General features: G+C 65.1%; 12 protein-coding genes. 8 read left to right on the top strand and 4 right to left on the bottom strand.

Features of this window, described 5'->3' with window-relative positions; genetic code table 11:
* The first annotated feature begins 67 nt into the window (after window positions 1-67).
* The gene (locus ACWEO2_RS29235) at window positions 68-934 is read left to right on the top strand and encodes an NmrA/HSCARG family protein (protein ID WP_452408255.1); all 867 of its coding nucleotides are present in this window, start codon (window positions 68-70) and stop codon (window positions 932-934) included.
* On the opposite strand, the gene ACWEO2_RS29230 is transcribed toward ACWEO2_RS29235, so the two are convergent.
* On the bottom strand, window positions 931-1,839 hold the full coding sequence (locus ACWEO2_RS29230; protein WP_452408254.1) for a sterol desaturase family protein: 909 nt from the start codon (window positions 1,837-1,839) through the stop codon (window positions 931-933). The two genes, ACWEO2_RS29235 and ACWEO2_RS29230, sit on opposite strands and share 4 nt — an antisense overlap.
* 223 nt (window positions 1,840-2,062) lie before the next feature.
* Between ACWEO2_RS29230 and ACWEO2_RS29225 the strand changes: the two genes are divergently transcribed.
* The 3 genes from ACWEO2_RS29225 to ACWEO2_RS29215 all read left to right on the top strand — a co-directional run bounded on the left by ACWEO2_RS29225 (window position 2,063) and on the right by ACWEO2_RS29215 (window position 4,510).
* Window positions 2,063-3,226, top strand: a complete 1,164-nt coding sequence (locus ACWEO2_RS29225) for a sensor histidine kinase (RefSeq protein ID WP_452408298.1) — start codon at window positions 2,063-2,065, stop codon at window positions 3,224-3,226.
* A complete protein-coding gene (locus ACWEO2_RS29220; protein ID WP_452408253.1) occupies window positions 3,223-3,888 on the top strand; it encodes a response regulator in 666 nt (221 codons plus the stop codon). Before ACWEO2_RS29225 ends, ACWEO2_RS29220 begins: the two co-directional genes overlap by 4 nt.
* A gap of 238 nt (window positions 3,889-4,126) precedes the next feature.
* Entirely contained in the window at window positions 4,127-4,510 is a 384-nt protein-coding gene (locus tag ACWEO2_RS29215) for a hypothetical protein (RefSeq protein WP_452408252.1), read from the top strand.
* Here ACWEO2_RS29215 and ACWEO2_RS29210 read toward each other — a convergent pair.
* Complete coding sequence (locus tag ACWEO2_RS29210; RefSeq protein WP_452408251.1) at window positions 4,500-5,207, bottom strand: endonuclease/exonuclease/phosphatase family protein; 708 nt, start codon at window positions 5,205-5,207, stop codon at window positions 4,500-4,502. The genes ACWEO2_RS29215 and ACWEO2_RS29210 overlap by 11 nt on opposite strands.
* Before the next feature lie 70 nt (window positions 5,208-5,277).
* Entirely contained in the window at window positions 5,278-5,478 is a 201-nt protein-coding gene (locus tag ACWEO2_RS29205) for a hypothetical protein (protein ID WP_452408250.1), read from the bottom strand.
* 268 nt (window positions 5,479-5,746) lie between these two features.
* Between ACWEO2_RS29205 and ACWEO2_RS29200 the strand changes: the two genes are divergently transcribed.
* A complete protein-coding gene (locus ACWEO2_RS29200; protein ID WP_452408249.1) occupies window positions 5,747-6,895 on the top strand; it encodes an alpha-hydroxy-acid oxidizing protein in 1,149 nt (382 codons plus the stop codon).
* 1 nt (window position 6,896) lies between these two features.
* Here the strand turns inward: ACWEO2_RS29200 and ACWEO2_RS29195 are convergent, their stop codons facing one another.
* A complete protein-coding gene (locus ACWEO2_RS29195) occupies window positions 6,897-7,526 on the bottom strand; it encodes a TetR/AcrR family transcriptional regulator (RefSeq protein WP_452408248.1) in 630 nt (209 codons plus the stop codon).
* A 112-nt stretch (window positions 7,527-7,638) separates the two neighbouring features.
* On the opposite strand from ACWEO2_RS29195, the gene ACWEO2_RS29190 reads away from it, so the two are divergent.
* From ACWEO2_RS29190 to ACWEO2_RS29180, 3 genes are all read left to right on the top strand, one after another.
* Window positions 7,639-8,925, top strand: a complete 1,287-nt coding sequence (locus ACWEO2_RS29190; RefSeq protein WP_452408247.1) for a glycosyltransferase 87 family protein — start codon at window positions 7,639-7,641, stop codon at window positions 8,923-8,925.
* Window positions 8,926-9,189: 264 nt separating this feature from the next.
* Window positions 9,190-10,938, top strand: a complete 1,749-nt coding sequence (gene ctaD, locus ACWEO2_RS29185) for an aa3-type cytochrome oxidase subunit I (protein ID WP_452408246.1) — start codon at window positions 9,190-9,192, stop codon at window positions 10,936-10,938.
* 150 nt (window positions 10,939-11,088) lie between these two features.
* The gene (locus ACWEO2_RS29180) at window positions 11,089-12,072 is read left to right on the top strand and encodes an endonuclease/exonuclease/phosphatase family protein (RefSeq protein ID WP_452408245.1); all 984 of its coding nucleotides are present in this window, start codon (window positions 11,089-11,091) and stop codon (window positions 12,070-12,072) included.
* Window positions 12,073-12,696: the final 624 nt, after the last annotated feature.

Genomic DNA, 12,696 nt, shown 5'->3' with positions numbered 1-12,696 from the left:
GAGAGTTCTCCGTTTAGCGGACGATCTCTGACCATTGACTGGGTGAATCGCTCGCGGAGGTATTGCAGTGGACCAGGTTGTTTTCGTCGTCGGTGCGACCGGACAGCAGGGTGGCGCGGTCGCGGCCCGACTGCTTGCGGACGGGTGGCGCGTGCGGGCATTGACTCGTGACGGGGACAGCGTCAGAGCTCGGGCTCTGGCCGCGGCTGGCGCGGAGGTTGTCACCGGATCGCTGGAGGACGACGCGACCATCGGTCGGTGCGTAGACGGCGTATACGGGGTGTTCAATGTGCATCCGGGAGCGTTGGCGCCCGATCAGGACGAGGTGCGAGCGGGTAGAGCCGTGACCGACGCAGCGGTGAAATACGGTGCGACACATCTGGTCTACAGCTCGGCGCTAGGTGCCGACGGGGGTGGGCAGCCCACCAAATGGGAGATCGAGCAGTACATCGCCGAGTCCGGCATCCCGGCAACGATCCTGCGGCCGAGTTCATTCATGGAAAATCTCATCACGCAATCGGCCACCGTCGGGGTCCGTGATGGTGCGTTGCGCACCGCTGCCGCCCCGCATGTGCGCCAGCAGTTCATCGCCCTCGACGACATAGGCGCCTTCGCCGCGCTCGCCTTCGCGCAGCCCGACGCTTACCGCGGCAGGACCCTCGAATTGGTCGGTGACGTGCTGACACCGCCGCAGGTCGCCGCCGAGATCAGCGCCGTCGTCGGTCGCCCCGTTCCTTATATCCAGCGCCCCATCGAGGAACTTCGCCGCATCAACGAACGCTTTGCCCGCGGCTACGAACGGATCAACAGCGGCGACGGCATCCCCGATGTCGATATCGACGAACTGCGTGCACTACACCCGGGCCTGATGAGCCTGCGCACCTGGCTGACCCGCAAGGGCGCGCAGCTGCTGCGGCCGCTACTGGTCACCTAGGCGGCGACCGATCCCTGGGTAGCTGACTCGGTGGGCAGCGCGGGCGCAATGTCGGGCTGCGTGCTCTCGGACCATCCGGGCGGCCCGAAGATGTAGCCGAGACGGCCCTTCCACGTATTCGCGTGGCGCACATCGCTGATCAGTGCGCCGAGTTCGTGATAGTTGATCTTCAGCGGGTTATCGGTGCCGATGTTCTTGGTGAGGCCGTAGCGAATGGGTTCGCTCCGCGCGGCGAAACTGCCGAACATGCGGTCCCAGATAATGAAGACGCCGCCGTAGTTCTTGTCGATATAGGGCTGATTCGAACCATGGTGGATCCGGTGGTGGGCCGGGGTATTGAACAGGAACTCGATCGGGCGCGGCAGGGTATCGATGCGCTGGGTGTGGATGGGGAACTGATAGAGCAGCCCGATGGTCTGCAGCAGGAAGATCATCCACGGCGGCAGACCGATCAAAGCCGCTGGCACCCAGGCGAATCCGCGCAGAACGGCGGCCACCGGATGCACCCATGGCAGGCGGATGGCGGTGGAGAGATTGAAGTACTCGCTGGAATGGTGGACGCTGTGCGAGGTCCACAGCAGCCGGACCCGATGGTCGGCGCGATGCGCCCAGTAGTAGCAGAAATCGGTGACGACCAGCCCGAGCACCCACACCCACCAACTGCGCGGCGAAAGCTGCAGCGGCGTGATCGCGGCGGCCAGCACCACCGCCGAGAACGGAATCAGATACTGCGTCACCGGCTTCAGGAATCGGCCGAGCAGATAGGTGGTGATATTGGCGGCCATATCCCGCCCGGAGTGGCCATTGGCCGGGCGATCCGGATCGCGGCGATAGTCGATCCATTCCACGAACATGAGTACCGCGAACGCGGGTATGGCGTAGATGAATAACTGTCCACTGATCACTATGTCTCCTCCGCTCGGTGCTCACCGCCACGTTACGGCCGCTGGCCTGCGCAAACATCGCGCTGACGAGGGATCGGCCGTCCCTCGCGCGGGGGATGCGCCGGACCGCGCATGCGGGCAGAGTCGGTCCGGAGCGGTCGGGTGAATGCTGGGTAGGATCGCCCGCGGACGGCTCGAAACCGGACTTCTGGGATGGTGCGAAGGTGGTGGCGAACTGTTGGATGTGAGCAGGTCGCTGGCGTGCCAGTCGCTCGTGGTCGCGGTGGTGGCCGCGGCCATCGATGCTTCGATGCTGGCGCTCAACGGGATCTTCGCGGTGGCACCGTGGCAGGCGAGTGCCGTGCTGATCGGCATCGTCGCGGCCGATCTCGCGCTGGCCGCGCCGCCGCGCACGGCGGGTGCGGTGGCCATTGTCCAGGTGGCGCTGCGGCTGGCGGCGGCCGTGCTGCTGCACCGGCACGGCTTCGCCGCCCGCTTCGCCGATGTCGGATTCCTGGTGGCCGGATATCGGGCCGGAGCCTGGATGACCGGCCCGAAATCGGTGGCGACCGTCATCACCATGTCCACCGGCTGCGCGGCCGCGCAGCTGCTGGTCGGCAGCACTACCTCGCACGATTGGCGGCTGCTGCTGGCATCGGCGGTGTCGGCCGGGGTGGTGCCGTGGCTGGTCGGGCGGTACACGGCGGCACACGGTGCGTACCTCGCCGATCTCGAGCAGCAGGCCAAGCTGCGCGAGCAGGAGCAGCGGACCGCGCTCGCCCGGGCGCTCACCGAGGAACGCGCCGCCATTGCCCGGGATCTGCACGATGTGATCTCCCATCACGTCAGCGCCATCGGCATCCATGCCGGTGCGGCCCGAATCGCCATGGCCGACACCGGCAATGCCGCCGCTACCCGCTCGCTGACCGCGGTGGAATCGAGCAGCCGCGCGGCCATGGTCGACCTGCGCCGCCAACTCGACCTGCTGCACGGGCGCGAGGAGGACGGTCAGCGTCAGCCCGGCCTCGCCGATATCGATGACCTGCTGGAACGGGTTCGTGCGGCCGGTTTGGCCGTCGAATACACCGCGCGCGGTGTCGCGGTCGAGCTGCCGGATTCGCTGAACCTCACGCTGTATCGCATCGTGCAGGAGATGCTGACCAACGCCCTGCGCCACGGTGACGGCGCACATGCGGAACTACTCGTCGACTACCAGCCGAACCGAGTGGTGCTGGAGACGGTCAACCCACTCGCCGCGACCGCCGATGTCGACGACGCGACCGCGCACCGCGGCCTCGGCGGAATCCGTCAGCGCGCCGAATTATTCGGCGGCGAACTGGAATTCGGCCCGGACCAGGCCCAAATCCGGTGGCACACCCGGGTCTGCCTACCGATCGGAGGAGCGTGAACGCACCGGTGCGCGTGCTGATCGCCGACGACCACAGCATGTTCCGCTCCGGACTGCGCGCCGTGGTCGACAGTCAGGCCGACCTCGAATGTGTCGCCGAGGTCGGCGACGGCCGCGATGCGATCGCCGAAACCGCCCGGCTGCGACCGGATGTCGCGATTCTGGATGTGCGGATGCCGAAGTTGGACGGGCTCGCGGCCACCGCGGCCATTGTCGCGGCGGGCGGCACCCGCGTCCTGGTGCTCACCACCTACGACAGCGAGGCCAACCTCTATCGCGCACTCCAGGCGGGGGCCAGCGGATTCCTGCTGAAAAGTCTGCCGCCGGAAGAACTGGTGGCCGCCATTCGCATCGCGGCCCGCGGCGACGCCCTGATCGATCCGTCGATGACGCGACGCCTGATATCGCGCTTCGCTGGCACCCTCGCACCGCCGCGCACCCCGCCGGAGGTGGAACAACTCACCGCGCGGGAGCGAGAGGTGTTGCTGCTCTTGGCCGATGCGCGCAGCAATGCCGAGATTGCGGCGGCCCTCGGGGTCGGCGAGGAAACGGTGAAGACGCATGTATCCCGGATACTCGCGAAGCTCGGTGTGCGCGATCGCATTCACGCAGTCGTCTACGCACACCAGCACGGTTTGGTCGCGCCCACGCACGGCCACTAGTGCGGCATTACGCGACAGCCCCGTACCGGACCGAATCGGTTGGTGGACACCTCGAGGCGTCCGCTCCGGCACCAGCGCCGTCGATGACCTACTGGCCCAACTTATGTGACCCGCATTGCACGCTGTTAACTCGGCGGGCGCTGCGCGCGATACACCTCATGAAGCCCCGGGCCATCCCCTTCGGTCCGGGGCTTCGCTTCGCTCTGCGTCCGTATCCATCGCATGGCACGCTGCATGCATGTTGGAATCACCGAACCGGACCGGGTCGGGCAGAGTCGCGTCGGGCCTGCGCTTTGCGGTCGAACTCATCGCCTGGATCGCGACACCCTGGGCGCTGGCCGGGCATTCGGCGTTGCTCGCGGTGCTCTCGGTGGTGGTGCTGATCGGTCTGCCCACGGTGTTCGCCACGCCGGGGGACAAGAAGCAGATTCTGGTCCCGGTGCCGGGGTGGGTCACGATCGCCCTGGTCGTGCTGCAGGTGGTCGCGGCCGTCATGAGCACCTGGGTGCTCTTGCCGACCTGGATCGCCGTGCTCGTCCAAGTGCTCGCGGTGCTCACGGTGATTGCGGAGTTGCCGCGCTGGCGCTGGCTCTGGCGCGCTGGCGCACGGCCTATCCGGTGACGGTGGCGCGGACGAAATTGTGGTCCGACAGACCGTCGACGGCGAGTACCGCCGCATCGGCTACGTTCGCGCCTCGTACGACTATGTGGTCGATGAACTGGGATTTCGTGCCCGAGGTGCGCGGGCGCGTCGGCACGGAATCGGCGGGCAGATCGGCGATGGCGAAATCGGCGCCGAATGCGGCTGCCACGGTGTCGCGGTCGATATTGAAGTCGCCGAGCAGTACGGTCGCCCGGCCCGGCGCTGCGAGTTCGGCCAACCGCGCGAGTTGCCGGGTGCGCCGCAGATCGCCGGTCACATGGGTTGCCAGGAAAACCATTCCGGCCGTTTCGACGGCCAATGCGCCATTGCCGGGATCGTTGTCGAAGGATTCGGCCGCCACCTCGCGGCCCGATCCGTCGATCAGCAGGACGAGATGTTCGGTGCGCTCGCGCAGCGGACTGATGCCGCTGCGCGGATGCGGGACGCGCGGATAGCGCAGTGCGTGAATATCCCTGCCGGGCAATGCCGATCGCAGACTCGCCAGCTGGTCGCCGCTGACCTCCTGCAGGGCGATGACCTGTTCGGGTCGCGCGGCCAGCCAGTCGGTCACCGCCGCGATGCGCGCCGCTTCATCGGGCCAGCGCGTCGCGATATCGGAGCCCCAGTTCTCCGCGTGCACGCGATGCAGGACATTCCAACTGGCCACAGTGATCACGGGGCCCGATGCTAATGGCATCGGCCGGGTCGTATTCGATTGTCGAGGCGGTGCCGGAGGTAGGGACGGGCTAGAACTCGCCGGAGGTCGCGGGATCCGGTAGTGCGCCCTCGGCGGTCCGTAGTCGGTCGGTGAGTGCCGTGAGCAGGTCCATGGACTCCGTGGACAGGCCGAGCGCCAGATGTAAGAGGCGGCGTAGTGGACTACTCATCATCTGATTCGCCAGCAGCAGGTCGTGGTCACTTGATCTGGGCAGGTAGTCGAGATTCACGGCGCGGTTCTCGCAATCTGTCAATTGTTCCGGATTACCCGTTGCTACAGCGGTTGCTCGCGCTACAGCAGGTACGGCCGTCGGACCCGATGCGCAGGTCATCCGGTACGAACCACCCCGGCATTGTGACGCACATCGCACAGACTCCTTCGCTGTGCCGTGGTCGAATGTTTCGCGGTTCGTCCGGACTCGATCATGGACATTAGCGTCTAATATTCGGGCAACCGGAGACCACCCCTCCGATCGACCCCTACCGAAGGGCAGAACAGTGGCGTTCGCCGATTACCAGAACGAGATCTACTTCGCCGCACTCGGCGGGCACGCCCCGGATTTCCCGATGGACTACGCGACGCTCGAGGCGAAGGCCGCCGCCGCGCTGCCCACATCGCTGCACTCCTATATCGCGGGCGGTGCCGGTGACGAGCTGACCCAGCGACGCAATGTCGAGGCGTTCGCGGACTGGGGTGTGGTGCCGCGGATGCTCGTCGGCGCGACGCAGCGCGATCTGTCGGTCAGCGCGTGGGGGCTCACCTTCCCGAGTCCGATCTTCATGGCCCCGGTCGGGGTGATCGGGTTGGTCGGGGATAAGCACGGTGATATCGCGGTCGCCGAGGCCGCCGCGAAAACCGGTGTGCCCGCGTTCTTCTCGACGTTGATGGAGGATCCGCTGGAGGAGGTCATCGGGCATGCGGGCAGCACGCCGAGCTTCTTCCAGCTGTACACGCCCAAGGACCGCGACCTCGCCGCGAGTCTGGTGAGCCGGGCCGAGCAGGCCGGATATCGCGGCATCACCGTCACCTTGGACACCTGGGTGCCGGGCTGGCGTCCGCGCGATCTGTCCAGCGGCAACTTTCCGCAGCTGCGCGGGCACGTCTTGAAGAACTACACCACCGATCCGGTCTTCCAGAAGATGGTCGGTTCGAATGATCCGCAGTCCATCGTGCTGCACTGGGTTCAGACCTTCGGCAACCCGCTCACCTGGGACGATCTGGTCTGGCTTCGATCACTGACCGAACTGCCGATCATTCTCAAGGGCATCTCCCATCCCGATGACGCACGCCGGGCGATCGATGCGGGCGTCGACGGCATCTACTGCTCCAATCACGGTGGGCGCCAAGCCAATGGCGGTCTCAGCGCGCTCGCGACACTGCCCGGGGTGGTCGAAGCCTGTGACGATCGGGTACCGGTGTTGTTCGACTCCGGCGTGCGCTCGGGCACCGATGTGATCAAAGCGCTCGGATTGGGTGCGACCATGGTCGGCATCGGCCGTCCGTACGTGTACGGCCTTGCGCTGGGCGGGGTTTCGGGTCTGGTGCATGTGCTCCGGATGCTGCTGGCGGAGGCCGATCTGCTGATGGCGGTCAACGGGTATCCGGATATCGCCGCGGTCCGGGAGAATATTCGGCCGAGCCGCTGAATCACGGCGTCATCAGGCAGACCAGGAAACGGGTCAGTACCTCGGTGATCCCGGCCAGGTCGGTGCGCGGATCTCCGGTAGTCCACTGCTGCACCAGGGCGAGCAGCGCACCGAGATATCCGGTCACGGCGGCATCGAACCCACCGGGCGGTACGAAGTCCGGTCCCAGCGCCCGCCGGATCTGGTCTTCGAACAGTGCCATCCACAGCTTGCGCTGCTCGAGCCTGCGCCGCTCGACCCGCTCGCTGACGCCGACGACCTCGATATGTGCGATCCGGGCCCGGCGCGGGTCGCGACCGATCGACTCCGCATAGGCCCGCACCGCCGCCTGGGCCCGGCCGACCGGATCATCCGGTGCGGCCGCGGCCGTCGCGGCGGTGACCGCCTGCCTGGTTTCGACCTGGATCATGTCGTAGACCGCGATCAGCAGATCCTCGCGATTGTCGAAATGCTCGTAGAACTGGCTGCGCGCCAACCCGGCCGCTCGGCACAGCGCGGTGATCGAACTGCCTTGATACCCGCGCTCGCCGAATACCGTCACTCCGGCGGCCAGGAATTCCGCGCGCCGCTGCGCCCGCCGGTCCGCGACGGGTCGTCCGTCGTACATCCGCGGTGGTGGGCCAGCAGTCACCCGAGGACAATATCGGTCCCGCGCCGGCCGGGGCGCGGCTGCGGTGTGCGGCTCACGACGAGTGCCACTACCGTGGGGCGGCGAATCCGGACCCGATCGCTGGGAGATGAGCGTGCCATTGTCGACGATCGAGAATGCGGCGGTGCCGTCCGCGGTAACCACCGCGCCGCAGCGCCGCACCATCCCCACCCCGGCCTTCCTGGCGATCTCGGTGCTCGGCACGGCAGCCGGTATCTGCTATCTCGTGCAGGTTCTCGATACGCCGCGGGTGATGATGCATCTGATGGACCTCAGCGTCTACCAGATCGCCGGGAACCGGGTGGTCGACGGCGTTTCCGTCTATGACACCCCATTGCTAGGCCAGACCCGCGGCGTCTGGGAGTTCGTCTACACACCGTTCGCCGCACTGCTGTTCGTGCCGCTGGTCGATCTGCACGGCGATCTGTACACCTATATCGGCGCATTGGGGAACTTCGCGATGCTGACCGGATCGGTCTGGGCCGCATTGTCGATGCTCGGCTACCGGCGCGACCGGCGGCTGGTGCTGGTGGGTCTGCCGATCACCGGATTGTTGATGTGGTGCGAGCCGGTGCGCGAAACCATGGCCTTCGGGCAGATCAATATCTTCCTGCTGTTGCTGGTGCTCGCGGATATGGCGCTGCCCGATTCGTCGCGTTGGAAAGGCGTGCTGACCGGGATCGCGGCCGGAATCAAACTGACTCCCGCATTCTTCGTGCTCTATCTACTGATCACCCGCAGGTACCGCGCCGCGGTGACCGCGATCGGCGCATGCGTCGCGACTGTTCTCATCGGCCTCGCGGCCATGCCCAAGGATTCGCTGACATTCTGGAGCGGCGCCTTTGCCGATCCCACCCGCGTCGGCGTACCGGAGAACCCGCGCAACGAATCGCTGCGCGGCCTGCTCGCCCGCACCATCGGCGTCGAGGGCACGCACCAATTGCTGTGGCTGGCAGGTGCTTTCGCCATCGCTGCAGGCTGCCTGCTGCTGGCGCGGCGGCTGTCGCTGACCGGATACGAACTGCCCGCCGTCGTACTGTGCGGACTCACCACCACTGCGGTGTCCCCGTACAGCTGGGTACATCACTGGGTCTGGCTCGCGCCATTGCTGGTGTACCTGGCCGATCTGGCATTGCGCCGGGGCGGGGTGGCCGCACCGCTCGGATTTCTGGTGGCGCTGGCGGCTGCATCGGGCGGTTTGATCTCGCTTTTCGATCCCACGGTGGTCAGCATCTTCGACTATCCCCCGGGCAGCCACCTCACGACGTTCTTCCACAACGGCTACATCTGGCTGACACTCGCGCTGTTCGCTGCGGCCGCGGTGCAGTTGCGTCGCTCGGTGGACCAGCCGGTCGAAGATCGCGTCACAACGGTCCGCTGACCCGCCCCGGCGGGCGGTGCCGCACTCCTCGCCGGGTCCGCGGAAACCCGCGCGCGAGCCGAGCCCAGCGCAGCCGGAATGTGCTGGTAGCCATGCGGTCGCTACGACGCGCGTGGCGACCGCAATCGCACCATGGTCGCAGATCCGGCTCCTACCGTAGACACGGACGCAACGGCGTCAATGGGGTCAAAGCGGGCATGTTGGTGTTCGGATGAGCGCATAATCCGGACAAGGCTGCTCGGCGATCGGAAGGTGGCGACGGCCGTGACCACAACTCAGCTGGAAGTTGTTCGGCCCTATCCGCGGCGGGTCGGGCCCAAGGGCTCCTATTTCTGGAAAATGATCACGACCACCGATCCGAAGGTGCTCGGGGTCATGTACTTGACCACCGCGATGACCTACTTCTTCATCGGTGGTCTCATCGCGCTGCTGATGCGCGGTGAACTGGCTCGCCCCGGCATGCAGTTCCTCTCGCCCGAACAGTTCAACCAGCTGTTCACCATGCATGGCACGATCATGCTGCTGTTCTACGCGACGCCGATTCTGTTCGGCTTCGCCAATTGCGTCCTACCGCTGCAGATCGGGGCGCCGGATGTGGCCTTCCCCCGGCTCAACGCCCTCAGCTACTGGCTGTATCTATTCGGCGCGACGATCGCCACGGCGGGCTTCGTCACCCCCGGCGGCGCGGCCGACTTCGGCTGGACCGGCTACGTCCCGCTGAGCAACATCGTGCACGCGCCGGGTGCGGGTGCGGATCTGTGGATCATGGGCCTCGCGGTCTCGGGCGTCGGCACCATCCTCGGCGGCGTCAACATGATCACCACGGTGATCTGCCTGCGGTGTCCGGGCATGACCATGTTCCGGATGCCCATCTTCACCTGGAACATCCTGGTCACCAGCATCCTTATACTGCTCGCGTTTCCGATTCTGACCGCGGCGCTGATGGCGCTGGCCTTCGATCGGCATCTGGGCGGGCATATCTACGATCCGGGCACCGGCGGAGCCCTGTTGTGGCAGCACCTGTTCTGGTTCTTCGGACACCCCGAGGTGTATATCGTCGCGCTGCCGTTCTTCGGGATCGTCACCGAAATCTTCCCGGTGTTCAGCCGCAAGCCGCTGTTCGGCTACACCACCCTGGTGTACGCGACGCTGTCCATCGGCGCGCTGTCGATGGCGGTGTGGGCGCATCACATGTACGCCACCGGAGCCGTACTGCTGCCGTATTTCTCGTTCATGACCTTCCTGATCGCGGTCCCGACCGGCGTGAAGTTCTTCAACTGGATCGGCACCATGTGGCGCGGCCAGTTGACCTTCGAAACGCCCATGCTGTTCTCGGTCGGCTTCCTGGTGACCTTCCTGTTCGGTGGTCTGTCCGGCGTCGTCCTGGCCAGCCCGCCGCTCGATTTCCATGTCACCGATAGCTATTTCGTGGTCGCGCACTTCCACTATGTGCTCTTCGGCACCATCGTGTTCGCGACATTCGCTGGCATCTACTTCTGGTTCCCCAAGATGACCGGCAGGCTGCTCGACGAACGACTCGGCAAATGGCACTTCTGGACCACGCTCGTCGGCTTCCACACCACCTTCCTGGTGCAGCACTGGCTGGGTGCGGAGGGCATGCCGCGTCGTTATGCCGACTACCTGCCCAGCGACGGATTCACCACGCTGAATACCATTTCCACGATCGGCGCCTTCATCCTCGGCGCGTCGATGCTGCCGTTCATCTGGAACGTCTTCAAGAGCTACCGCTACGGTGAGGTCGTCACCGTGGACGATCCGTGGGGTTACGGCAACTCGCTGGAGTGGGCCACCACCTGCCCGCCGCCGCGGCACAACTTCTACGAGCTGCCCCGAATCCGTTCCGAGCGACCCGCTTTCGAATTGCACTACCCGCATATGGTCGATCGCATGCGCTCGGAATTGCATGTCGGCTGGGGCTCGGGCGCCAAACATGCCGCGGCGGTCGCCGAACACACCGAGGCCGAGGCCGAAGCTCCTCGGACGGAACCGTAGCCAGCGCCCTACGGGCCATAACACGCACCTCGATAGCCGCATTGATCGGGGAATTCGAGTAGTCGGTACGCAGGAGTTCGGGTGTCGGCCGAGTGAGAATCGGGTCGTAATCGATAAGTCGGTCGGGGCCTGATAGTGGATCGAGGTGTCATGACCACCCTACGTATCGCCACATTCAATGTGGAGAATTTCGATGAGACGGTGCCGAATGCGAGCACGCCGTCATTGGCGGATCGGATCGCGGTAATGCGACCGCAGATCGAGCGGTTGCGGGCCGATATCTTATGTATGCAAGAGGTGCACGGACAGGAACGGCCGGGCCAGCCACGGGCGCTACTCGCACTGGCCGAACTGCTCTCCGGTACGAAATTGGCTGGGGCAAATATTGTTTCGACGCAAACCGCGAATGGAGAAGTATTCGATCAGCGCAATCTGGTGCTGGTCACCTCGCTGCCGGTGACCGGGCACACGCAATTGCTCAATACGCTCGTCGCCGCGCCGATCTATCAGATGCTGACCGCGGATCCACCCGCCGTCGCGCCGCAAGCAATTCGAGTCGAGCGGCCGATTCTGCATGTGGAGCTGAACGTCGACGGCGCACCCCTGCATGTCATCGTGGTGCATCTGAAGTCGAAACTGCCCACCGACATTCCCGGGCAGAAGCTCAATACCTTCACCTGGCGCAGTGCGGGCGCGGCCGCCGAGGGTTCGTTCATCTCCTCGATGAAGCGGATGAGCCAGGCGCTGGAGGTCCGGCGGCTGGTCGATCAGATCCTGGACCAGGACCCGAACGCGCGCATCGTGGTCGGCGGCGACTTCAATGCCACCGCCGAGGAGGTGCCCCTGGTGGCCATCCGCGGCGATGTCGAGGACACCGGCAATGGCGCGCTGGCGGGACGGGTGCTGGTGCCGCTGGAGAACACCATCCCCGAATCCGCGCGGTACTCGCTGTTCCATCAGGGCAAGGGGCAGATGCTCGACCATATCCTGGTCACCCGCAATCTGCTGGCCCACTACCGCGGCGCGGAGATCCACAACGAGCTGCTGCACGACGAATCCGGTGCATTCGCTACCGACGTCAAATATCCGGAATCCGATCACGCTCCGGTCGTTGTCACCTTCGACTTTGCCTGAGCGATTCGCCAAGTTTTAATGATGCCGCGACAGGGAAATATGGACCGGAGATCGGAATAAAAAGGACATAACCGGGTATTCGTCTGTTCCCGGTCCTCGAATTCGAGCGGATATCAATCGGAAAACCCGGTCATCCCCCAACTTCTCGACAGTCCGAAGGGGGCCGAAAGTCCCTAGTAGACTACGTGAATCGCAGAGATGATAGTTGCGAGGCAAATCATAATTGGATGAAACGCTTCTTTCTCGCGTTTCGTGCTCGAGCACCAATGTGGTGCAAGGTTCAAGTGAGAAGGCAAGAAGATGCACACCAAGATCGCAAGCTCCGTTGCCGCAACTGCAATCGCACTATCCCTTGGCGTTGGCTCCATTGTGGCGCCCACCGCTTCCGCGACCGAGGCGCCAGCTCCGGTAACGCCCACCCAGGGATCGATTGCCATATGCTTCCCCATCTGGCTGGGATCGGTGACCTGGGTCCTGTGTCTGTAGATTTTCCAAGGAACTGAAATAGGCTGGGGTATCGACGAATCCGGTGCGTTCGCCACCGACGTCGACGATCCGGAATCCGATCACGCCCCGGTCGCGGTCACCTTCGACTTGCCTGAGCGATCCACCATGTGACGCTCG

Source organism: Nocardia sp. NPDC004278 (assembly GCF_053602975.1).
The sequence above is the reverse complement of the archived record's forward strand: the minus strand, read 5'-3'. Positions and strand labels throughout refer to the sequence as shown.